This is a genomic window from Sphingomonas sp. Leaf5, from assembly GCF_001421155.1.
Classification (GTDB): Bacteria; Pseudomonadota; Alphaproteobacteria; order Sphingomonadales; family Sphingomonadaceae; genus Sphingomonas.
In genome coordinates this window covers 154,737-177,668 of sequence record NZ_LMJZ01000001.1, presented here as the reverse complement: position 1 = coordinate 177,668, position 22,932 = coordinate 154,737, and the positions used below count along the sequence as shown (strand labels likewise).

The window sequence follows — 22,932 nt, the reverse complement described above, 5'->3', positions numbered from 1 at the left end:
AGCGGTTACTTCGCCTGTGCCTGCGGACCGCCCGCAGCACCGGGGGCAGCGCCCTGCGGTGCCGCGCCGGCGGTCTGCGGAGTCCATGGATAGCCCTTGACCGGGGTGCCGGGCTGCAACATCTGCGCGCCTTCGACGACGACCTTGTCGCCGGGCTGCAACCCGCCGGTCACCAGCCATGCGTCGCCGATGGTCCGGTCGGTGGTCAGCGGACGCGGGGCCAGCTTGCCGTCGGCCCCGATGACCAGCACCGTCGCGCTGCCCTTGGGATCGCGGGTCACCGCACGCTGCGGCACCAATATCCCGTTCGCCTTGGTCCCCTGCGCCAGTTCGGCGCGGACATACATGCCCGGCAGCAACAGACCGCGCGGATTGGCGAAGACCGCCCGGATCGCCTGCGTCCCCGTGGCCGGGTCGACGGTCACGTCGGTGAACTTCAGCGTCCCCTCGATCGGATAGGTGCTGCCATCCTCCAGCTTCAGCCGGACCCGCGCCGCGCCGCTTCCGCGCGACAGGTCGCCGTCCATGATCTGCTGGCGCAGCTTCAACAGGTCGGCGCTCGACTGCTGGATATCGACATAGATCGGGTCGAGGCGCTGGATCGTGGTCAGCGCCTCGGTCTGCGCCGCCGACACCAGCGCGCCGGTCGTGGACACCGACCGGCCGATCCGGCCCGAAATCGGCGCGGTGATCGTGGTGCGCGACAGGTCGATCTGCGCCTGCCGCAACGCGGCCTGCTGCGCGGCGATGTCCGCCTGCGCCTGCTGCGCGCCGGTCACCGCATTCTCATATTCCTGCCGGCTGATCGCGTTGATCTTGACCAGTTCGCCATAGCGGCGGGCCAGATTGCGGGTGGACGCGATCGATGCCTGCGCCCGCGACAGGGCGGCACGCGCGCTCGCCACCGTGGCCTGATAGGGTGCCGGATCGATGCGATAGAGCGGCTGCCCCTGCCGGACCGTGTCGCCCTCCTGGAACAGGCGGGCGAGGATCAGGCCGTTGACCTGCGGCCGGACTTCCGACGTCTCATAGGCCGCTGTGCGACCGGGCAACTGGGTGGTCAACGTCACCGGCTGTGCCTGCACGGTCACGAAGCCGACCTGCGGCGGACCCTGCGGCGCCCCTTGTTGCTGTTGCGACTCGCCGCCACCCCCGCCACAGGCCGAAAGAATGAGCGCCAGTGCCAATGGGGCCATGCGATTTTTCATGAACGTCCTCAACGGATGTGCTAAACGTGAGTGATCGATCACTCACACATTGGCTGCGCGTACGCCGCCCGGTGGAAACTGGCAAGGGCTTACAGGTGAATCTGACGTGAATTTGTTGCAGTGCGAAGTCGCATGTCGGGCGAGTAAAGCAACGGCCCGGCGCGAAAAACTGGTGGCGGTCGCGCGGACGCTGTTCGCCGAACATGGCTTTCACGGTACTGGAGTCGCGCAGATCGCGGCGGTTTCCGGGATTAAGGTCGGGCAGATCTATCGCGACTTTGCCGACAAGGAAGCGATCGTCGCCGCGATCGTCGAGGGCGACCTCGCGACCTTTCTGCATGAGGCGGAAATCGAGCAGGCGGTCGAAAGCGGCGACATCGCGGCGATCCGCCACTGGCTCCAGATGTTCCTGCAATGCGGCAGGGACCTCGAGTCGCGGCAACTCATGCCCGAGATCATCGCCGAGGCCGCCCGCAACGACCGCATCAAAACCATCGCGCATGACGTCAACCGCCGGGTGAAGCAGGCGCTGTTGCGGTCGCTGACCGGCCTTGCCCCCCGTCCCGAGCAGGCCGAGTCGCGCGCCGAACTGGCCGAAATGATCATGACCATCGGCGCGGGGATCATGCATCGCCGTATCGCGGACCCCGATTTCGATGACGCGACGGCCTATCGTCGGCTGACGACGCTGGTAGAGCGCTGGGTTGACCAATTGTTGGACAGTCGGACGTACCCAAGTCTCCAAAAGAACCATTGCGGATTTGTTGCAGTGGACTAAACCGGTCCGGCGCACTCCCTTGCGCTGCCGTCGCAGGCCCCGTCCGGTCCCCCGGGCGGGGCTTGTCGTTTGGGGCATCATCGCGACAGGTCGCGTTGCAACACCACGAACGACAGCGGCTGGCGCGGCAGGCCGAACCGCACGTCGTCCATCGGGAACGGCCGGTTTTCGCCGGTCCTGACATAGCCCTGCCGTTCATACCATGCGATCAGCTCGCCGCGCGCGGCGATGACCGTCATCTCGATCCGCCCGGCACCCTGAACGCGCCCCGCATAGTTTTCCGCCGCCGCCACCAGCCGTCGCCCGAGCCCGCCGGCCTGCACGTCCGGACGTACCGCCAGCAGGCCCAGTGCCGACAGCCCCGGCGCGATGCGTGATACCTGAACGCAACCGGTCGCGTCGCCGGTCATCAGGATCGTCCGGTCGGGATCGGCGATCACGTCCGTCAGCGCGGCGCGATCGGTGCGTTGTCCGTCGAGCAGATCGGCCTCGTGCGTCCATCCGGCCCGCGCCGCATCCCCGCGAAACGCCGATTCGACCAGATCGTGCAGCGCCGGAATATCGGCCGCCGTCGCCACGCGGATCATGTCTCCGCCCCCCAGCCGCCGCCCATCGCCTGATACAGCGCGACCAGCGCGGTCAGCTGATCGGCGCGCACCTGTTCCAGCGACAGTTCGGCGCTGAACAACGCGCGCTGCGCGTCCAGTTGCTCCAGATACGGGCTGTATCCCGCACGGTAGCGATTGGTCGCATGGCGCAACGCTTCGGCGGTCGCGGTCCGCTGCGTTTCCAGCGCGCGCCGCTGCACCGCCAGCCGATCGACCGCGGCCAGCGCATCCTCGACCTCGCGGAACGCGGTCAGGACGCTGCGCTGATAGGCGAACGCCGCCTGATCGCGCCGCGCCGTCACCGCGTCGTAATTGCCGCGCAACTGCCCGCCCCGGAACAGCGGGGCCAGCACACTCGCCCCGATCGACCAGATGCCGACCGGGTTGGGCAAGGCGCTCGACAGCACCTCGCCGGTCGATCCGGTCAGTCGCAGCGACGGCAGGAATTGCGCCCGCGCCACTGCCAGCGACGCATCGCTCGCCGCCAGCGTCGCTTCGGCCTGCGCGATGTCGGGCCGACGGCGGAGCAGATCGGAGGGCAGCCCCGCCGGGATCGGCGGCGGGACAAGCGCGTCGAGCGAACGCCCCCGATCGATCGCGCGCGGCGGCGTTCCGGTCAGCAGCGACAGCGCGTTTTCCTGCCGCCGCGCCAGCAGTTCGAGCTGCGGCAGCGTCTGCGTCACCCCGGCATATTCCGCCTCGGCCTGTCGCAGTTCGAGTTGCGACGTATAGCCCGCCTCCGCGCGCGACCGGGCGATCCGCAGCGCCTCGCCGCGCGACGCGATCGTCGCCCGCACCGTTGCGATCCGGGCATCGAGCCCGCGCAACGTCACATAGCCGCTGGCGGTGGCGGCGGCGACCGCCAGCCGGACGCTGTCGGCGGCCGCCGCAGCGGCATCGCCGGTCAATCGCGCCGCCTCGATCGTCTGCCCGACCCGTCCGAACAGGTCGATCTCATACGCCGACTGGAACACCGGTTGCAGCGACGTACCGGTCGATGCCGTCCCGAACGCGTTGAGCGCGCGCTGTTCGATCAGGCCGACGCCGGCATCGAGAGTCGGGAAGCGGGCCGCCCGCGCCACCCGCTCTTGCCCGCGCGCTTCCGCGACCCGCGCGGCGGCGATGGCAATGTCGGGATTATTGGCCAGCGCCGCCTCGACCAGCCGGGTCAGTTCGGGGTCGCCGAACGCCTGCCACCAGGTCGCGGTGATCGGCGCGCTGCCCGGCAGCGGCGTCCGCCACCCCGCCGGCGGCGCAACCGCCGCCGCCTCCGGCCGGGGACGTTCGGCCGGGGCGCACGCGGCCAGCATCGCCAGCACTGCCAAGGCTATCCGCCGCTTCATCGCGCTGCCGGCGACACGCCGCTGCGGGTATCGACCCGCGCCTCGACCGACATGCCCGGCCGCAAACGCCCGAACAGGGGATCGCGCGGATCGATGGCGATGCGCACCGATATGCGCTGCGCGACCTTCACGAAATTGCCGGTGGCATTGTCCGCGCGGATCACGGCGAACTCATTGGCGGCGGCAGGCGCGATGCGTTCGACCCGCCCCCGCAATTCGGCGCGGTCGAGCGCGTCGACCCGGACGCGGGCCGGCTGGCCCGGCGCCATGCGCGCGGTCTGCGCTTCCTTGAAATTGGCGGTGACCCAGACGGTCGGCGGCACGAGGAACATCATCTGTGTCCCCGCCGTGACATATTGCCCCAGCCGCACCCCGACCTCGCCCAGCCGCCCGTCCTGCGGCGCGCGGATGATCGTGTTGGCCAGATCGATCTCGGCCAGCCGCACCGCCGCGCGGGCATTCTCGACCGCCGCGTTCAGCCCGCCGCGTCCGACCGTCACCGTGCGCACCTGTTCCTGCGCCACGCTGCGTTGCGCCTGTGCCTGCAACACGCCCGCCTGTGCGGCGCGCAGCGCCGCCAGCGTCTGGTCGCGTTCGCGCAGCGACACCGAACCTTGCGCCACCAGATCGTTGACCCGCGCCATATCGGCCTGCGCCCGCGCCAACTGCGCCTGCGCATTGACGACCGCTGCCGCCTGTCCGCCCAGACTGGCCTCGCTCGACCGCTCGCTCTGCTGCGAATTGGCGAGGTTGGCCTGCTGCGCCGCCAGCCCGGCCTGCGCCTGATCGACGCGCTGGCGATAGATGCGGTCGTCGATCCGCGCGAGCACCTGTCCCGCCTTCACGTCCTGAAAATCGCGGACCAGCACCTGCGTGACATAGCCGTTCACCTGCGGCGCGATGATCGTCGTCTGCCCGCGGACATAGGCGTTGTCGGTCGCCTGAATGGCGCTGCCGAACGGCCACAACCCCCACGCGTACAGCGCCAGCGCGATGCCGCCCAGCAGCAGCGCGACGAACCCGATCGTGGATTTCAGCGACCCGCGCGGGGGTGCCCATCCGCGCGCGCGCGCCGGTTCGCTCGGCACCTCGACCGGATCGATCAGTCGCTGCTTTTCGTCTTCGGAGAGTTTCGTATCGGTCATGACATCTGCTGCTGTCGCATGCGTTGAACGGCGGCGAGATCGGCGGCGAGCGGGTTCACGCCCTTCCACCGGAAGCGCAACCACAGCGCCCCCAGCCACACCACCATCGCCGCCGACAGGATGGCGACGGCAAGGAACACGTCGTTATAGGCGAGGATATTGGCCTCCCGCGTCACCTGTTGCCCGAGCAGCCCCGCGCCCGACGCCTGTCGCAGCGTCGGATCTCCGAGGACGCGGGTATAGGCACCACCCAGTTGCTGGATACGCTGCACGACCAGCGGGTCGGTGACGGTCAGGCTCTGGGTCAGTTCGAACGCATGAACCTTCTCGCGCACAATCTGGAACGAGCCGAGCAGCGCGGTGCCGGCAAGGCCGCCCATCGTCTGCGAAATGCTGAAGATCGCCGAGAAGCTGATGATATGGCTCGGCCCCCGCGCCAATGCGCGGAAGATGCCGATCATCACCATCGGCCCCAGAAAATAGAGCGCGGCAAAGGCGATGATCGCCTGACTGACATACAGGCTCGACGGGCGGGTCAGGTTGGTCGAATCCGAATCCATCCACGCGCCGAACCCGATCAGCGCGATCGCGATCACCACCGGCTTGTACAGGTCCTGCATGTTCAGCGTCTTCAGACAGACGACCAGCCCGGCGATCGACGCCAGCGTCATGACGAGGCTGAGCGTCACCATCTGGTCGTTGCCCATGCCGACCACGGTCAGCAGCCCGACCGTGCCGAACGTCTGTTCGGACAGCAGGATGCGCAGCGACGCGGCGACGATCGCGAAGCGGACGATGTTGCGCCCCAGCATCCAGCGGGTGTTGAGCAGCGGATTGGCGCGGTTATGCTCGACCAGCAGCGCCGCCCCGATCAGCGGGATCGCGGCGGCGGTGGCATAGCCCAGCCACGGCGTCGACCACCACTGGATACGCCCCTGCACCAGCACCGCGCACAACAGCGCGATCCCCGGCGCGAACAGCGCGAAGGTCAGGAAATCGATCCGTTCGAACGCCGGCGTCCGGTCCGACGGCGGCAACCGCAGCAGCGCGACCGAGGCGAGGCACATCAGCGTCAGCCCCAGTTCGAACAGGAACAGCGCCTCGATCCGCCCATCGGCCAGCAACAGCGGCGACAGGGTGCGCGCGAGCGGCAACGCCACCTGCGACGCGCCGAAGCCGATGATCATCCCCGACAGCCGCGCGGCGGCAGGCAGCGCCTGCATGATATACAGGAAGCACAGCGTCGTCAGCGCGCTGCCCGCGACACCCGCCGCACCGCGCACGAGCAACTGCACACCATAGCTGTGCACGAACACCTGCAACACGTTCAGGATCAGGAACGCGATCAGGAAGATGCGGGTAAAGCGCTGCAACCCGAATTGCTGGCGGAACTTGATGAGCAGCATCGACATGCACACGCTGGTCATCGAATAGATCGCGGTCAGCCACCCGCCCTCGACCGGCGTCAGCCCCAACGACCCCTGAATCTGCGGCAGGTTGGCGATCAGCAGTCCGTTGTTGAACCCGCCGGTGATCCCCAGCAGCATGCCGATCGCGAAATAGCCGATCCGACGCGCGAACGGGTGCTCGGGCGTGGCGGGCGAACCGGGCAGGAACGGCCGTTCGTGCGGCTTGAATTCATAGGCCGTGGCGATCGCCGTGGCTCCATATCGGGATATTGCTCGGCAACAACTTGTAACGGAACGGATCGTTCCGGTTGAGGAATGGACGGCGGCCCTGCGCCCCTCCCTGACAAGGGAGGGGTTGGGGGTGGGTAGGTCGGTTGCGGCACACTACCGCTCCCTCGCAGGCCAACCCACCCCGCCCCCACCCCCGCCCCCTCCCTTGTCAGGGAGGGGAGAAAGCTGGCGTCCTCCTCCGCATCCGCTACCATGGTGCCATGCGCACCCTGTTCCTCGCCGCCGCCCTTCTCGCCACCACCGCCACCGCCCAGACCCCGCCCGAAGCGCCGCTGCCCCCGGTCCGCCCATGGCACGGGGCCAGCGAGAAGCTGGTCGCCAAGCCGAACGACCCGTGGATCACCCCGGCCGAGGCCAGCGCCTTCGTCACCACCCCCAGCTACGCCGAAACCCGCGCGTGGCTCGACAGGCTGGTCGCCGCCTCGCCGCTGCTGACCATCGAAACTTTCGGCAAAAGCCCACAGGGCCGCGATCTCTACGCCGTCCGCGCGCACAAGGGCGCGGTGGGCAGGGGCGTAGCGGGCAAGCCGGTCGTGCTGGTGCAGGCGGGCATCCATGCCGGCGAGATCGAGGGCAAGGACGCCGGGCTGATGCTGCTGCGCGACATTGCGCTGCGCGGCAAGGACGGCCTGCTCGACAAGGTCGATCTGGTGTTCGTGCCGATCTACAATGTCGACGGCCACGAACGCTCCGGCCCCTATAACCGTCCGAACCAGCGCGGGCCCCGGGACATGGGCTGGCGCACCACCGCGCAGAATCTGAACCTCAACCGCGACTATCTGAAGGCCGATGCGCCGGAGACGCAGGCGATGATCGGCCTGATCCGGCGGCTCGACCCGGTGCTGTATCTCGATCTGCACGTCACCGACGGCATCGACCATCGCTATGACGTGACCTATGCCTTTTCCGGCTGGCGTGGGCTTTATGCGCGGTCGGCGGCGATCGGCCGGTTCCTCGACACGCGGTTGCGCCCGGCGATGGATGCCGCGCTCAAACGCGGCGGCCATACGCCCGGCTATTATGTCAGCACGCTCGACAATCGCGAGCCCGAAAAGGGCATGAGCCAGGACGTCGACACGCCGCGCTTCTCGACCGGCTATGGCGACATCGCCCACATCCCGACCGTGCTGGTCGAAACGCATTCCTTGAAACCCTATCGCCAGCGCGTGCTCGGCACCTATGTCTTTGTCGAGGAAGCGTTGCGCATCGCCGCCGGACAGGCATCGGCACTGCGCACCGCGATCGATACCGACCGCGCCGACCGCCCGGCGACCGCGACGATGACGTGGCGGGCGAACCCGACCCCGCTCTACAGCGTCGACTTTCTCGGGCTGGCGCACGACAGCTACCGGTCGCCCGCGTCGGGCCGCGACGAACTGCGCTGGCTGCCCAAGCCCGTGACCTTCAGGATGCCGGTGTTCGGCAGCCTGCCCGACAAGGTGGTGACCCTGCCGGCGGCATGGTGGGTGCCCGCCACCCTGCCCCATGTCATCGACCTGCTGAAGCTGCACGGCATCCGCTACGAAACCGTCGACGCGCCGCGAACGCTCGACCTCGACATGGCGCGTGCGACCGAACCGAAGCTGCAAGCCGCCAGCGAAGGCCATGTCCCGCTGGACGCCAGGATCGTCCACGAACGCCGCCGCGAAACCATGCCGCCCGGATCGGTCCGCGTCCCCGCCGACCAGCCGCTGGGGCTGCTCGCCGCCTTCCTGCTCGAACCCGAAAGCGAGGACGGGGTGCTGGCATGGAACATGGCCCCGGCGATGCTCGCCCGCACCGAATATATCGAAGGCTATGCGATCGCCCCGCTCGCCGACCGGATGCTGGCGACCGATCCGAAATTGAAGGCCGAATTCGACGCCAAACTCGCCGCCGACCCCGCCTTTGCCAGCGATGCCACCGCGCGGCTGCAATGGTTCTATGCCCGCACGCCCTATTATGACGCGCGCTACCTGCTGTATCCGATCGGGCGTGAGAATTGACCGGACGCCGGCCAGTGCTTAGCCCAAGCTGATCTCCCCTCCCTGACAGGGAGGGGCCGGGGGTGGGTCGGCCTGCGAGGGCCGGTAACATCCGCCCCGACCCTACCCACCCCAACCCCTCCCTTGTCAGGGAGGGGCTTTATACCGCCTCAACCCTGCCGGGATGCCCATGATGATCCGCCTTCGCGCAATCCCCTTCGCAAGCCAACCCGCATGACCGCACCGTCGATCATCGTCGTCGAGGACGATCCCGCGCTCCGCACCCTCACCGCCCGCGCGTTGCAGGAAAATGGCTATCTCGTCCGCACCTGCTCCGCCGCCCCCGAAATGTGGCTGGCGCTGGAACAGGGACCGGTCGACCTGATCCTGCTCGACATCATGCTGCCCGGCACCAGCGGCATCGACCTGTGCCGCCAGATCCGCCAGAACAGCGCCGTGCCGATCATCTTCGTATCGGCCAAGGGCAGCGAGGTCGATCGCGTCATCGGCCTCGAACTCGGTGCCGACGATTACCTGCCCAAGCCGTTCGGCACCCGCGAGCTGATCGCCCGCGTCCGCGCCGTGCTGCGCCGGGGCGAATTGAACGCGCAGGCGGCCCAGCGCGAGGAAGGCATCTACAGCTTCGAAGGCTGGACCGCGAACCTGCCGCGTCGCGAACTGACCTCGCCGACCGGTGCCGCCGTCGACCTTACGGGTGCCGAATTCGACCTGCTGGTCGTGCTGCTCGACCATGCGCAGCGGGTGATCGCGCGCGAACGGCTGATCGAATTGTCGCGCACCCGGCTGGGCGATTCGTCGGACCGCAGCATCGACGTGCTCATCAGCCGCCTGCGCCGGAAACTGTCGACGGCGGGCGGCACCCCGCCGATCGTCACCGTGCGCGGTGTCGGCTATATGCTGAACGTACCGGTCGAGCGGCGCTGACGCCGTGCCGGCGCGGCGGATACCGACGCTTCCCGTCGGCCTGATCGGGCGGATCGTCGCGATCCTGCTGTTGACGATCGTCATCGAATTCGGCGTGTCGGTCCTGTTGTACGAACGCGCCAGCCAGTTTTCGGTGCGCGACGACGAAGCCCGCCGGCTGGCCGAACATTTGGTGATCGCGCGGCGGATCGTCGAGGAACGCACGGTCGGCGAACGCGCCGGCATGGCGGCCGAACTGACCACCGAACGCTATGCCGTCCAATGGCGCGCGACCGCGCCCGAACTGCCGGCCAGCGGCACCGAACTGCGCGAGATGGAACAGCAGGTGGTGGCGTGGGAACCGACGCTGGCCCCCACCGGCCTGCACCTGACGCTGATCGGACAGGGTCGCCGATCGGTGGTCAGCGGGGCGCTGCGGCTCGATGACAAGAGCTGGCTGTATTTCCGTACGCTCGAACCGCTGCGCGCCTTCGACCTTGCCATCGGCCGCATCCTGCTGGCGCTGATCCCGGCGATCGCGTTGATGGTGGTCGGCGGGCTGCTGATCCGGCGGACGCTGCGCCCGATGCGGCAACTGGCCGATGCCGTCGACCGGTTCGGCCCCGGCAGCGGATCGTCGCTGCCGATCGTCGAGGAAGCGGGGCCGAGCGAGGTGCGCCGCCTCGTCGTCGCGTTCAACGGGTTGCAGGCGCGCATCCACCGCCTGATCGACGAACGCACCCGCGCGCTGGCGGCGGTCGGCCACGATCTGCGCACCCCGCTCGCCCGGTTGCGGCTGCGCACCGATGCCATTCCCGACCGCGACGTCCGCGACACGGTGCAGAACGATCTGGCCGAAATGGAGGCGATGATCACCTCGCTGCTCGCGTTCCTCGGCGGGGAGAGCGAGCCCGAACGCCCGGTGCTGGTCGACCTCGCGGTGCTGTGCGCCAGCATCGTCGACGATGCCGCCGACCATGGCCATGACGCGCGCTATACCGGCCCCGACCATTTCGAGCGTGCCGTGCGACGCTCCGGCTTCCGCCGCGCCGTCGTCAATCTGGTCGAAAACGCGATCCATTATGGCGGCAGCGTCACCGTATCGCTGGCGGTGGAGAATGGCGCGACCGTCGTCCGGGTCGAGGATGACGGCCCCGGCATTCCCGACGAATCGCTGGGCGACGTCCTCGAACCGTTCGTCCGGCTCGACACCGCACGCAAACGCGACACGGTCGGCTTCGGTCTCGGCCTGTCGATCGTACAGCGCGCGGTGGACGGCGAAGGCGGGCGGCTGGAGCTTCGGAACCGCGAAAGCGGCGGGCTGTGCGCCGCCATCATCCTGCCCGCCCCGTTCAACGTTCAGCAATAATTCGTTACGCAGCAGGCGAACGCAGCAAGAATCTCCCGGCTATACAAGTTCCGAAGGGCGCAAGCGTGCGACCGGCCGAAAGTTTGAGGGAGACGAGCGTGAACGACGTGATCGGCCGGGTATTCGGGTTCGAAAAGGACGTGTTCGGCAGCGATGCCGACCTCTATTCGAAACTCGCGACCGATGGGCAGAGCCCGAAGGTCCTGATGATCTCCTGTTCCGACTCGCGCGTCGTGCCCGAACATATTCTTCAGGCAAAGCCGGGCGACGTGTTCGTCATCCGCAACGCCGGCAACATCGTCCCGCCCTTCACCCAGCAGAATGGCGGCACCACCTCGACCGTCGAATATGCGGTCGCCGTGCTCGGCGTCACCGACATCATCGTGTCGGGCCATTCGGGTTGCGGCGCGATGGGCGCGCTGATGAAGCCCGAGACGCTGGAGGGACTGCCCAGCGTCGCCGCATGGCTGCGCCACAGCCACGCCGCCCACTCGGTGGTCGAAAACAGCTATCCCGATCTCGACGATGCCGCCGCGGTTCGCGCCGCCAGCCTTGAAAATGTCGTGGTCCAGATTTCGCACCTGCGCACCCATCCGGCGGTCGCGTCGCGCATCGCCAGGGGCGAACTGACGCTGCACGGCTGGTTCGTCGATATCCATACCGGCTCGATCCTCGCGCTCGACGGCACGACTGGCCGGTTCGCGCCGATCAACCCGGATCGGGCCCTGCCGGTGGCCTTGCCCGCCGCCAAGCGGCTGGCCGCAGATTTCGTGACGGCGGAAGCCGCCGAATAGCCGTTCCCGCGAGATCGGCGGGGCGAACCTTCCCTCCCCCGTTCCGTCGATCCCGGGCACCGCGCCGGGCGCGCTTCCCCCAAGCGCGCCCGGCGCACCACGTTTCAGAACAAGGCAATGCCTGCCATGTCGCAACCATCCCTGCTCGCCAATCTGCGCCAGGACATTCCCGCCTCGATCGTCGTCGCGCTCGTCGCCCTGCCGCTGTGTCTGGGCGTCGCGCTGGCATCGGGCGCGCCCTTGTTCTCGGGGCTGATCGCCGGGATCGTCGGCGGCATCGTCGTCGGGGCGATCAGCAAGTCGCCGCTGTCGGTCAGCGGCCCCGCCGCCGGCCTGACCGTGATCGTGCTCGACGCGATCACCAAGCTGCCGAGCTTCGAGGCGTTCCTGCTCGCCGTGTTCCTTGCCGGCTGCCTGCAGATCCTGCTGTCCTTTTCCCGCTCGGGCGTGCTGGGCGAATTCGTGCCGTCGTCGGTCATCACCGGCATGCTGGCGGCGATCGGCCTGATCCTGATCCTGAAGCAGGTGCCGCACGCGATCGGCTATGACGGCGATCCCGGCGGCGATTTCGCCTTTCGCCAGGGGGACGGGCTGAACACCTTCAACACCATCCTCTTCGTCGCGCGCGAACAGGTCGTGTGGGGTGCCACGATCATCGCCGCGATCAGCATCGCCTTCCTGTTCTGGTGGGACAAGAACAAGCCGAAGGACGGGCCGCTGCGCTTCGTTCCCGGCCCGCTGGTCGTCGTCCTCGGATCGATCGCGATCAACGCGCTGCTCGGGCTGGTCGCCCCCGCCATTCAGGTGAAGCCGACCCATCTGGTCAGCGTGCCGATCGCCGACGGGATCGGCGGGTTCGTGAAGCTGTTCAGCCTGCCCGACTTCGGCCAGATCGGCAACGCGACGGTGTGGACGGTCGCGGTCACGCTGGCGATCGTCGCCAGCCTCGAATCGCTGCTGTCGGTGAAGGCGGTCGACGAACTCGATCCCAAGCGCCGCGTGACGAACAAGAACCACGAATTGCTGGCACAGGGTACCGGCAACATCGTCTCGGGGCTGATCGGCGGCCTGCCGGTCACGTCGGTGATCGTCCGGTCGTCGGCCAATGTCGATTCGAACGCCGCGTCGAAACTGTCGACGATCCTGCACGGCACGTGGCTGTTGCTCAGCGTCCTGCTGATCCCGTTCCTCCTCAACCTGATCCCGCTGTCGGCGCTCGCCGCGGTGCTGATCCAGACCGGCTATAAATTGACCAAGCCGGAACTTTTCGCCAAACGCTGGAAACAGGGCATGACCCAATTCGTGCCGTTCGTCGTCACCATCGTCGCGATCCTGTTCACCGATCTGCTAAAGGGCATCGTTGTAGGGCTGGTCGTCGGTTTCGTGTTCGTCATCGCCCGCAATTTCCGCCCGGCGGTCACGTTCGTGCAGGACGGCGAAGGTCCCGGTGCCAGCTGCATGGTCCGCGCCAAGCGCAACCTGTATTTCATCCACAAGGTCGAACTGACCCGCGAACTGGAAAAGGTGCCCGACGAGTGCACCGTGGTGATCGATCTGTCGGCGACCAGCTATGTCGATCTCGACAATATCGATATCATCAACGGCTTCATCAAGAATGCCCAGTATCGCGGGATCAACGTACTGGTGCGCGGCGATATCGGTGAAAAGACCGCGCCGCAGATCATGGCGCCGCGCAAGGAGGTCGCCTACGCATGAGGGAATACAAGCATCTGCTCCTCGCCAACAAGGCATGGGCCGCCGAACGGCTCGAGGAAAATCCCGACTATTTCGCGCGCCAGACCGCCGGCCAGCAGCCCGAGTTTCTGTGGATCGGCTGTTCGGACAGCCGCGTCGCCCCCGACCAGCTGACCAACACCGAGCCGGGCGGCATGTTCATGCACCGTAACATCGCCAATCTGATCCATCCCGAGGACCAGAATCTGATGTCGGTGGTGCAATTCGCGGTCGAGGTGCTGAAGATCGGCCACATCATCGTCTGCGGCCATTATGGCTGCGGCGGCATCCACGCGGCACTGGAAGGCGGCGTGCAGGGCCATGTCCATGACTGGCTGGCGATCGCCCGCGACGTGATCTACAGCCACCGCGAGGAACTGGACGCGCTTCCCGCCGAACAGCGCGCCAACCGGCTGGTCGAACTGAACGTCCGCGATCAACTGGTGGCCCTCGCCAAGACCGATATCGTGCAACGGGCGTTCGCTGCGGGCCAGCCGCTGGAACTGCATGGATGGGTCTACGACCTGCGCGACGGCTTGCTCAAGCCGCTGATGGAAATCGACGCGACGACGCCGCTGGGCGCGGTGCCGACGCCGGAGAAGGTGCTGGTCTGACTAGCCGACTATTGTCGTTGGCATCGGAGATGCGGGGGCGGTGACCAAAAAACGGACGCACCGCTTCCCCAAACCCCGTTCGGTTCGAGCAGCTTCGAGCCTGTCGAGAAGCGTCCGTCGAGAACTCGGTCGTTTGGGGCACCCCCTTCTCGACTACGGTTCTCGAGAGGCTCGAACCCCCGCTCGAAGCAAACGGGGGAATGAGGAAAGACTCGAAAACATCCCGCGACCGTTCGTCCTGAGTACCCATTGAGCTTGTCGAAACGGCGTATCGGAGGACCGCGAAAGAGGCTTCGATACGCCTTTCAACTTCGCTCAGGCCCTACGCAGCACGAACGGTTGCAAGTGGCGAAGATCGAAACCCTACCACGCCACCCCGATCTTGCCGAAATGATCGCCACCCTCCTGATACCGGAACGCCTCGGCCAATTCGCCCAACCCGAAGCGCCGGTCCACCACCGGCCGTATCCCGGTCACTTCCAGCGCGCGGACGAAGTCCTGCTGCTCGCGCCGGCTGCCGACGATCAGCCCCTGCAACCGCGCCTGTTTGGCCATCAGCGCCGCGGTCGGCACCTCGCCGCCGCGCCCGGTCAGCACGCCGATCAGCGAAATATGCCCGCCGACCCGCACCGCCGCGATCGACTGCGCCAGCGTCGCCGGGCCGCCGACCTCCACGACATGGTCGACGCCACGCCCGTCCGCCCATTTGGCGACGGTCGCACCCCAGTCGGGATCGCTGCGGTAATTGACGGTGAAATCCGCGCCCATCGCCGCCGCGCGCGCCAGCTTGTCGTCGCTCGACGAGGTGATCGCGACCTTCGCACCCATCGCCTTGGCGATCTGGAATGCCCAGATGGACACGCCACCGGTGCCGAGCAGCAACACCCGGTCGCCCGCCTTCAGCCCGCCATCGACGACCAAGGCGCGCCACGCGGTCAGTCCGGCAGTGGTGATCGTCGCCGCTTCGACGGCGTCCCAGCCCTTGGGCGCTAGGGTGAAGGCGGTCGCAGGCAGCACGACCACTTCCTGCGCGAACCCGTCGATGCCGTCGCCCGGCGTCCGCGCAAAGTCACCGATGGACGGCGCGCCGTCCTGCCAGTCGGGGAAGAAACACGACACGACCAGATCGCCGACCGCGAAGTCGCGGACGCCCTCACCCACCGCCTCGACCGTGCCCGCCCCGTCGGCCATCGGCACCCGACCGTTCTCGGCGGGCGACTTGCCACTGGCAACGATATAGTCGTGGAAGTTCAGCGAGCTGCCATGCAGCTTCACCCGTATTTGGCCTGGCCCCGGCTGCCCCGGGTCGGCGCGATCGACCAGTTCCAGCCGGTCGAGCCCGCCGGGCGCGCGCAGTTCGACCGCCTTCATGCGTCGTCTCCCGCGGCATCGACCACCGCCTGCGTCATGCCGTTCGGCGACAGGATTTCGATCCAATAGCCATCGGGATCGGCGATGAACGCGATATCCTTCATCCGCCCCTCGTCGGGCCGCTTGCGGAAATCGACGCCCAGTTCCTCGAACCGCGCGCACGCAGCGACGACATCGGGCACGCTGATGCCCAGATGCCCGAACCCGCGCGGATCGTCGTTGCCGTTGTGATAGCCCGCGAAATCGGGATCGTCCTCGGTCCCCCAGTTATGGGTCAGTTCCAGCGTCGTCTCGCGGCTGAACACGAACCGCGCGCGTTCCTTGGGATCGGCCGGCACCGTCTCGCCATCGCGCAGGAAACCGAGGAAATAGAGCGAGAACGCCGCCTCCTCGAAATCCAGCTTCTGCAACAACGTCATACCCAGCACGTCCTGATAGAAGGCGATGCTGGCGCTCGGGTCGCGGACGCGCAGCATCGTCTGGTTGAGGGTAAAGCCCTCGGTCCCTTCGGGTCGGGTCATCGCAAGTTCCTTCAACGATCGGTGGGGGTGCCCGCCAGCCCGGCGATCGCACGGGCCAGTTCGGCCTCGCGGAACGGCTTGGTCAGGCGCGGCAGGTCGGGTGCGAGGCCGTCGATATCGGCATAGCCCGATACGATCAGCACCGGCAGTCCGGGATGCCGATCCTCGATCGCCCGCGCCAGCCACACCCCGGTCCGGCCGGGCATCAGATGATCGGTCACCACCAGGTCGAAGCGCCGCTGGGCCAGCATTTGTTCCGCCTCGGTCGCGCTGTCGGCCTCGACCGTTTCGTAGCCGAGGCTCTGGAGCATGTCGGCGGTCGTCATCCGCACCAGCGCCTCGTCATCCACCACCAGCGCCCGACCCCGGAACCCGGTCTCGCCGCCGACCTCGTCGTCGCTCGCCTCCGCCGGCCGCGCGACCTCGCCACTGACCGGCAGCCACAGGTCGATCCGCGTGCCGAGGCCCGGCGCGCTGACGATCGCCATCGTGCCGCCCAATTGCAGCGCCAGCCCATGGACCATCGACAGGCCCAACCCCGTGCCGCGCCCGATGCCCTTGGTCGAAAAGAACGGTTCGACCGCGCGCGCCGCCGTCTCCGCATCCATGCCAGTGCCGGTATCGATCACCGACAGCCGGACATACCGGCCCGGCTCGACCCCCGCCGCCGCCGTCGCTTGCGGATCGGGCGCATCGGCGGCGATGGTCAGCGTGCCGCCATCGGCCATCGCGTCGCGCGCATTCACACACAAATTCAAAATCGCCATTTCCAGCTGGTTCGCATCCGCGAGCGCTGGCGGCAGATCGTCGGCGATCATGGTCCGGACGGCGACCGGCGACCCGACGGTGCTGCCGATCAGATCGGCCATGCCACCGACCAGCGCGGCCAGATCAACCGGTCCCGACTGCAACGGTTGCCGCCGCGCGAACGCCAGCAGCCGATGGACCAGCGTCCGCGCCCGCTCCGCCGATTGCAGCGCACCGTCGACCAGCCGCGCCTCCCGCGGCGACAGGCTGCCGCGCCGCTGCAACAGGTCGAGGCTGCCGAGGATCGGGGTCAGCAGATTGTTGAAATCATGCGCGACACCCCCGGTCAGCTGGCCCATCGCCTCCATCTTCTGCGCCTGGCGCAGCGCGGCCTGTGCCTCGCCCAGCGCGGTTTCGGCCCGGCGGCGCTCGGTCACGTCGGTGACGAACTGGAACGCGCCGATCTGCCGCCCCGAACCGTCGCGGACCGAATTGAACTTCATCTCGTACACGCGGCGCATATGGCCGAGCGCATCGTCACCGAACTCGGCCGTCGCGGTATATTCCTCGCCGGCCAGCGCCGGGTCCCATGCCGCCCGCACCGCCGCCTGCTGATCGGGTAGGTCGGCGAGCAGATCGAGGATATTGTCGCCGACCTGCGGCCGCTTGCCGAACAGCGCCTCGAACGCCTCGGCCCCGGCGCGATTGATCGCCATCCAGTGATAATCGAGGTCGATGACGTTGACGATCGAATCGGTCGTCTCGACGATCGAGGCCAGCAGGTTGCGCTCGGCCGTCCGCTGATCGACGCGCAATTCCAGCGTGCGGTTGAACTGGCGCAGGTCGTTCAGCGCCGTAGTCAGCTCGGCCTGGCTGCGTTTCAGCGCCGCATCGGACAGCACCCGCGCCGTCGTCTCGTTGGTGAAGATGAACAGCCCGGCGATATCGCCCTGCCGGTCGAGGATGCGCGAATAGGAAAAGCTCCACCACGTATCCGCCGCCCCGCGATCGGTATCCAGCTTCCACGGCAGATCGACATAGCGCGGGCTGTTGCCGGCAAAGGCCGCCTCGATGATCGGCATCGCCTGTTCGAGGCCATCGGCCCAGACCCGGTCGAAGCGTTCGCCCATGGCCCAGTCGAGCCGTGGCCCCAGCAACGGGAAATAGGCGTCGTTGAAGAAGAACCACAGCTCGGGTCCCCAGCACAGGATCATCGATTCGGGCGAATTGACGACCAGGCTGAGCGCGCTGCACAGCGCGTCGGGCCATCCCTCCGGCGGCCCCAGCGGATGATCCGACCAATCGCGGGCGCGGACCATCTCCGCCGCGCGGCCGCCGCCGTTCAGGAACGGCGCGATCGTCATGCCGGCCCTTGCGCCAGCGCAACGGCCGTCGCCCGAGGTATCCGCACCAGCGACCCGTGCCGCGCGCCCGCTGGCATCGACAGTCGGGCGCTGACGTCGCGCCACTGCACGAAATCGCGCGTCGCCGCCGCGCCCCATTTGCCGTCGCGATAGACGTCCCAGTAACACACCGTCTCGCCATCGATCGCGGTCGTCATCGGTCCTTCGACCCAGGACGGCGTGAACGGCGTGTCCGGCTTCCCGAACGGCCCGGTCGGCGACGCGGCCGATGCGACCTGCAGATATTTGCGCGGCGGGGTCAGCGTCTCGTCCTTGACGATCAGGTGCAACTTGCCGCCCGGCCCGGTCGCGAACGTCCCGTCGATCACGCTGAACCCCGGATCGTACAGCACCGCCGCTTCGCTGAACGTCACGAAATCGCGCGTCGTCACGTACCATAGCCGGTGGTTGTACCCGGATTCGGACGTTCCCGCCGTCTCCGCGAACCGCCCGGCGACCGTGCTCGACCAGAAGATCACGAAGCGTTTGCTGCGCGCGTCCCAGATCGCCTCGGGTGCCCAGCAATTGCGCGTGCCCGGCACGCCCGCCATCACCGGCAGCGCGCGCTGCGGCGACCAGTGGCGCAGGTCGCGGCTGGTGGCGTGACCGATCGTCACCCCGTCCCATGCGGTCGTCCACACCATGTGCCACGCGGCGTCGCGCCCGGCCCCGCGAAACACGAACGGATCGCGCATCAGCTTCGCCTCGCCGACCATCGGTGCCAGATAGCTTTGCCCGCCGCCCAGTTCGCGAAAGGTGAACCCATCGTCGCTGATCGCGAGCTTCAGGCCCGTCGCCTCGCCCTTGCCGGTCCCGAAATAGGCGAAGAGCAGCGGATCGTCCTTGCGCGCGGCCAATGCCCCCGACGCGATCGGCAGGGAAGCAAGCGCGCCGATTATCGTCCGCCGGTTCAATCGCATGATGCGCGCACTCGTCCTTTTCCTGTCGAACGGCACGATTGCCGCAGTCGGGGGTCGACCGCAACCATCGGTGCGCCAATGTCACAGCATGGCCGGTATTCGTACCCCGCACGGTTGACGCGCATCGTATCACGGGCAACGATCACCCGTCCGTCCGTTCGAAAGGCCACCCCTTGCCCGCCGTATCCCGTCTCGCGCTGGTCGCGCTGTTGCTCGCCTCGACGCCCGCTTTCGCCGATCCGATCCGCCAGACCAAGGGCGACTGGCAGGACAAGTTCCGCCAGCTGGAGGGCGAGGACTGGCCGACCCCGACCGATTATCGCAGCGCATCGGGCGCACCGGGCTATCGCTACTGGCAGCAAAAGGTCGATTACGACGTCAAGGTATCGCTGAACGAAGCGACCAAGGTCGTGACCGGGACGGAGACGATCCGCTATCGCAACAACTCGCCCGACGCGCTGCCCTATCTCTGGCTGCTGCTCGACCAGAACCAGTATAAGCGCAGCTCGATCGCGCAGATGTCGCAGACCGTGCCCGACGCCACGACGATCAGCATCGGCGACATCCGCCGCGCCGAAGCGATGCAGAAATGGGAAGGCGGGTTCACCATCGCCGGCGTCCGCGGGCCGGACGGACAGCCGCTCGCCCACCGCGTCACCGACACGCTGCTGCGCATCGAGCTGCCGACCCCGGTCGCGGGCAATGGCGGGGAGGTCACGCTATCGATCGACTGGTCGTTCCCGATGGCGGAACAAAAGGTCGTCGACGGCCGCTCGGGCTATGAATGCTTCACCGGGGCCGGCGAGGACGGCAACTGCATCTTCGAAGGGGCACAGTGGTTCCCGCGCCTCGCCGTCTATTCGGATTATGAAGGCTGGCATAACAAGGCGTTTCTCGACGCCGGCGAATTCACCCTCGAATTCGGCGATTACAAGGTCGCGCTGACCGTGCCGTCGGATCACGTCGTCTCGGCGACCGGCGTGTTGCAGAATGCCGATCAGGTGTTGACCGCGACGCAGCGCCAACGGCTCGAAGCGGCGAAATCGGCAACCGCGCCGATGTACATCGTCACCCCCGACGAAGCCGCCGCCGCCGAACGCGGCCGCGCATCGGGCAGCAAGACATGGACCTTCGCCGCGCAGAACGTCCGCGACTTCGGCTGGGCATCGTCGCGCAAGTTCGCGTGGGACGCGATGAACGTGCGACAGGATTTCGCCGCCAATCCCAACGTCATGGCAATGTCCTTTTACCCAAAGGAAGCACGTCCGCTCTGGGACGCGTATTCGACCAAGGCGATCGCCCACACCATCGACGTCTATGGCAAGTTCGCCTTCCCCTACCCCTATCCGGTGGCGCAGTCGGTCAACGGACCGGTCGGCGGCATGGAATATCCGATGATCACCTTCAACGGGCCGCGCCCGGTGAAGGACGCCAAGACCGGCCAGCTGACCTATACCGAACGCGCCAAGACCGGGCTGATCGGCGTGGTGATCCACGAGGTCGGCCACGACTGGTTCCCGATGATCGTCAACAGCGACGAACGCCAATGGACATGGATGGACGAGGGCCTGAACACCTTCCTCCAGTTCCAGGCCGAAAAGCTGTGGGACAAGGACTTCCCGTCGCGCCGTGGCGAGCCGAAGGACATCGCCGAATATATGCTGTCGAACAATCAGGTCCCCCTGATGACGCAGTCGGATTCGGTGCTGCAATTCGGTGCCAACGGCTATGGCAAACCCGCCACCGCGCTCACCATCCTGCGCGAGACGGTGCTGGGCCGCGAGCTGTTCGATCGTGCCTTCCGCGAATATGCAACGCGCTGGCGCTTCAAGCGGCCGACACCCTATGACTTCTTCCGCACGATGGAGGAAAGCTCCGGCGTCGATCTCGACTGGTTCTGGCGCGGCTGGTTCTATTCGACCGACCATGTCGACATCGCGCTGGACAAGGTGGTCGAGGGCCGCATCGCCGGGCGCGATCTGGACGCCAATGCCCGCGAACGCCGCGCACTGCGCGATGCCGAGAACACCTCGCTGACCGTGCGCAACAATGCCGGGCAGCGCACCGTCACCGAACGCGATCCGTCGACCCGCGATTTCTACGACCAGCAGGACGACCTGGCCGTCAGCCCGCAGCAGCGCCGCGACCTTGCCGAAAAGCTCGACAAGCTGACGCCCGAGGAACGCGCCGCATTCGACGTGAAGGACAAATTCTACCGCTTCTCGTTCCGCAACCTCGGCGGGCTGGTCATGCCGATCCCGCTGAAACTGACCTTCAGCGACGGCAGCAACGCGATCGTCCGCATTCCTGCCGAAGTATGGCGCTACGATCCGAAGGCGGTGACGTGGCAATATGTTACGGCCAAGACGATCACCGGGGCGGAGGTCGATCCGCTACTCGAAATCGCCGATGCCGACCGGTCGAACAATGTCTATCGCGGTGCCATCCGCCCGGCGGTGCTGGAGATCGAGGATATCGAGGATCTGGCCAACCGCATGAAGGACTTCGACGTGCAGGTGAAACCCGGCTCGCTGCGTACCTATCCCGCGCCGGTGGCGAAATGAGGGGGGCGCTCGCGCTCCTCGCTGTCGTCGCGGTGATCGCCCCGGCACAGGCGCATCGCGGCCACGACTCGCTCAGTGTCGTGACGCTGGCCGATGGCACGGTCACCGTGTCGCACCGCTTCGAAGCGCACGACATCGAACCGGCGCTGGCAAAGATCGCGCCGAAGGCGCAGACCAGCCTCGACGATCCCGAAGCGATGGCGGCACTGCGCGCCTATATCCAGCGCCGCTTCGTCCTGATGATCGACGGAAAGCCGGTCCCGCTCACCTATGCCACCACCGACCTGTCGCACGCCGAAGTCCGCATCGACTATACCGGCCGCGCACCGCGCAAGCCGAAGTCGGTCGCAGTCCGCTCGAGCGTGTTGACCGACGTCTATCGCGGACAGGTCAATCAGGTGAACGTCCGGCAGGGTAACACGGTGAAATCGCTGACCCTGCGCGGCGCGGGCACGGGTAGTGTGACGCTGTAACCACCGCCCCCGTCACTCCCGCGAAGGCGGGAGTCCATACACGCTGACGTCGCCCCTCCTGCCCAAGCGGCAGCGTCCATGGATTCCCCGCCTGCGCGGGAATGACGATAAATCGGGCAGTACCGCGAAACCCGGCCGTACCCCCGCGCAGGCGGGGGCCCAGAGCCAGGCAGAACAACGGTTTCGTGTTCCCCCCCCCCGCCAGCGCGGGGCTACGGGCAAAACGGCTCTCCCACAGCCCCCGCACACGCGGCAACGGCGAAGGGTTCGCGCAGGTCCTTACCCCTCGCATTCCACGCGCATCGCCCGCGCACTCGCCGCCGTCATCCCGCCGCGATGCATCGCGCACGCCCGCCCGTCGCCGCCGATCGCGACGCTGAACGGCAGCCCCGCCGTCTTCGCCAGCAAATCGCCACGCAGTTCGGTCAGTCGCTCCATGTCGGGCCGCCACAGTTGCTCGGCGGGCACCGCGCGCAGCATCGCGTCGGTCGCGCGCCCGCGATCGATCGGCACCACCAGCACGCGGTACGCCCCCGCACCGGCCGCGATCGCCGGCAACTGCCGCAACTCGCCGTGGCACGGCGCGCACCAGGAGGCGACGAACAGCAGGATTGATCGCGGGGGATAGCGCGCCGGTTCGGCCGGGGCGGCTCCGGTCAGCAGCAGCGCGCCGGCGATCAAGGTCCGATATCGTCGCATTCGTCCATCCCGCCCATCGACGCTGTCACATTGGCGTGCTTTGTTGCCGGGGG

Annotated in this window: 19 protein-coding genes; 9 read left to right on the top strand and 10 right to left on the bottom strand. The window is 67.4% G+C overall.

From position 1 onward, the window contains the following. Positions 1-5 precede the first annotated feature (5 nt). The gene (locus tag ASE50_RS00730; protein WP_082438753.1) at positions 6-1,196 is read right to left on the bottom strand and encodes an efflux RND transporter periplasmic adaptor subunit; all 1,191 of its coding nucleotides are present in this window, start codon (positions 1,194-1,196) and stop codon (positions 6-8) included. Between the two features lie 61 nt (positions 1,197-1,257). Here ASE50_RS00730 and ASE50_RS00725 point away from each other — a divergent pair, with 61 nt between their 5' ends. After that, positions 1,258-1,986 carry a TetR/AcrR family transcriptional regulator gene (locus ASE50_RS00725; RefSeq protein WP_162235974.1) on the top strand — a complete coding sequence of 243 codons (729 nt, stop codon included), beginning with the start codon at positions 1,258-1,260 and terminating at the stop codon, positions 1,984-1,986. Positions 1,987-2,063: 77 nt separating this feature from the next. Here the strand turns inward: ASE50_RS00725 and ASE50_RS00720 are convergent, their stop codons facing one another. The 4 genes from ASE50_RS00720 to ASE50_RS00705 are packed head-to-tail and all read right to left on the bottom strand — an operon-like array spanning position 2,064 to position 6,629. After that, positions 2,064-2,573: a GNAT family N-acetyltransferase gene (locus ASE50_RS00720; RefSeq protein WP_056394412.1), complete on the bottom strand. Its 510-nt coding sequence runs from the start codon at positions 2,571-2,573 to the stop codon at positions 2,064-2,066. After that, on the bottom strand, positions 2,570-3,937 hold the full coding sequence (locus ASE50_RS00715) for an efflux transporter outer membrane subunit (protein WP_056394409.1): 1,368 nt from the start codon (positions 3,935-3,937) through the stop codon (positions 2,570-2,572). Before ASE50_RS00715 ends, ASE50_RS00720 begins: the two co-directional genes overlap by 4 nt. After that, positions 3,934-5,082 (bottom strand): HlyD family secretion protein, encoded by a 1,149-nt coding sequence (locus ASE50_RS00710; protein ID WP_056394403.1) that lies wholly within the window; start codon positions 5,080-5,082, stop codon positions 3,934-3,936. Before ASE50_RS00710 ends, ASE50_RS00715 begins: the two co-directional genes overlap by 4 nt. Then, positions 5,079-6,629, bottom strand: a complete 1,551-nt coding sequence (locus ASE50_RS00705) for an MFS transporter (RefSeq protein ID WP_235512073.1) — start codon at positions 6,627-6,629, stop codon at positions 5,079-5,081. Before ASE50_RS00705 ends, ASE50_RS00710 begins: the two co-directional genes overlap by 4 nt. A 353-nt stretch (positions 6,630-6,982) precedes the next feature. Between ASE50_RS00705 and ASE50_RS00700 the strand changes: the two genes are divergently transcribed. The 6 genes from ASE50_RS00700 (at position 6,983) to ASE50_RS00675 (ending at position 14,181) form a co-directional block, all read left to right on the top strand. Beyond that, a complete protein-coding gene (locus tag ASE50_RS00700; RefSeq protein ID WP_056394396.1) occupies positions 6,983-8,767 on the top strand; it encodes a M14 family metallopeptidase in 1,785 nt (594 codons plus the stop codon). Between the two features lie 213 nt (positions 8,768-8,980). Beyond that, positions 8,981-9,691, top strand: coding sequence for a response regulator (locus ASE50_RS00695; protein ID WP_056394389.1), 711 nt, complete (start codon positions 8,981-8,983; stop codon positions 9,689-9,691). A 4-nt stretch (positions 9,692-9,695) separates the two neighbouring features. Then, positions 9,696-11,039, top strand: a complete 1,344-nt coding sequence (locus ASE50_RS00690; RefSeq protein ID WP_235512071.1) for an ATP-binding protein — start codon at positions 9,696-9,698, stop codon at positions 11,037-11,039. 98 nt (positions 11,040-11,137) lie between these two features. Next, positions 11,138-11,833 carry a carbonic anhydrase gene (locus tag ASE50_RS00685; RefSeq protein ID WP_056394386.1) on the top strand — a complete coding sequence of 232 codons (696 nt, stop codon included), beginning with the start codon at positions 11,138-11,140 and terminating at the stop codon, positions 11,831-11,833. Between the two features lie 126 nt (positions 11,834-11,959). Continuing rightward, positions 11,960-13,549: a SulP family inorganic anion transporter gene (locus ASE50_RS00680; RefSeq protein ID WP_200909433.1), complete on the top strand. Its 1,590-nt coding sequence runs from the start codon at positions 11,960-11,962 to the stop codon at positions 13,547-13,549. Continuing rightward, positions 13,546-14,181 (top strand): carbonic anhydrase, encoded by a 636-nt coding sequence (locus ASE50_RS00675; protein WP_056394378.1) that lies wholly within the window; start codon positions 13,546-13,548, stop codon positions 14,179-14,181. The genes ASE50_RS00680 and ASE50_RS00675 overlap by 4 nt, the downstream gene beginning before the upstream one ends. A gap of 363 nt (positions 14,182-14,544) precedes the next feature. On the opposite strand, the gene ASE50_RS00670 is transcribed toward ASE50_RS00675, so the two are convergent. The 4 genes from ASE50_RS00670 to ASE50_RS00655 are packed head-to-tail and all read right to left on the bottom strand — an operon-like array spanning position 14,545 to position 19,143. After that, a complete protein-coding gene (locus ASE50_RS00670; RefSeq protein WP_056394375.1) occupies positions 14,545-15,552 on the bottom strand; it encodes a zinc-dependent alcohol dehydrogenase family protein in 1,008 nt (335 codons plus the stop codon). Further along, entirely contained in the window at positions 15,549-16,073 is a 525-nt protein-coding gene (gloA, locus tag ASE50_RS00665) for a lactoylglutathione lyase (protein WP_056395557.1), read from the bottom strand. The genes ASE50_RS00670 and gloA overlap by 4 nt, the downstream gene beginning before the upstream one ends. Before the next feature lie 11 nt (positions 16,074-16,084). Then, positions 16,085-18,184: a PAS domain-containing protein gene (locus ASE50_RS00660; protein ID WP_056394371.1), complete on the bottom strand. Its 2,100-nt coding sequence runs from the start codon at positions 18,182-18,184 to the stop codon at positions 16,085-16,087. Then, positions 18,181-19,143: a glycoside hydrolase family 43 protein gene (locus ASE50_RS00655; protein ID WP_056394365.1), complete on the bottom strand. Its 963-nt coding sequence runs from the start codon at positions 19,141-19,143 to the stop codon at positions 18,181-18,183. The genes ASE50_RS00660 and ASE50_RS00655 overlap by 4 nt, the downstream gene beginning before the upstream one ends. Before the next feature lie 173 nt (positions 19,144-19,316). Between ASE50_RS00655 and ASE50_RS00650 the strand changes: the two genes are divergently transcribed. Continuing rightward, positions 19,317-21,707, top strand: coding sequence for a M1 family metallopeptidase (locus ASE50_RS00650; protein ID WP_056394361.1), 2,391 nt, complete (start codon positions 19,317-19,319; stop codon positions 21,705-21,707). Then, on the top strand, positions 21,704-22,180 hold the full coding sequence (locus ASE50_RS00645; protein WP_056394357.1) for a DUF6702 family protein: 477 nt from the start codon (positions 21,704-21,706) through the stop codon (positions 22,178-22,180). The genes ASE50_RS00650 and ASE50_RS00645 overlap by 4 nt, the downstream gene beginning before the upstream one ends. 279 nt (positions 22,181-22,459) lie before the next feature. On the opposite strand, the gene ASE50_RS00640 is transcribed toward ASE50_RS00645, so the two are convergent. After that, complete coding sequence (locus ASE50_RS00640) at positions 22,460-22,879, bottom strand: hypothetical protein (protein ID WP_056394354.1); 420 nt, start codon at positions 22,877-22,879, stop codon at positions 22,460-22,462. Between the last annotated feature and the right edge of the window lie 53 nt (positions 22,880-22,932).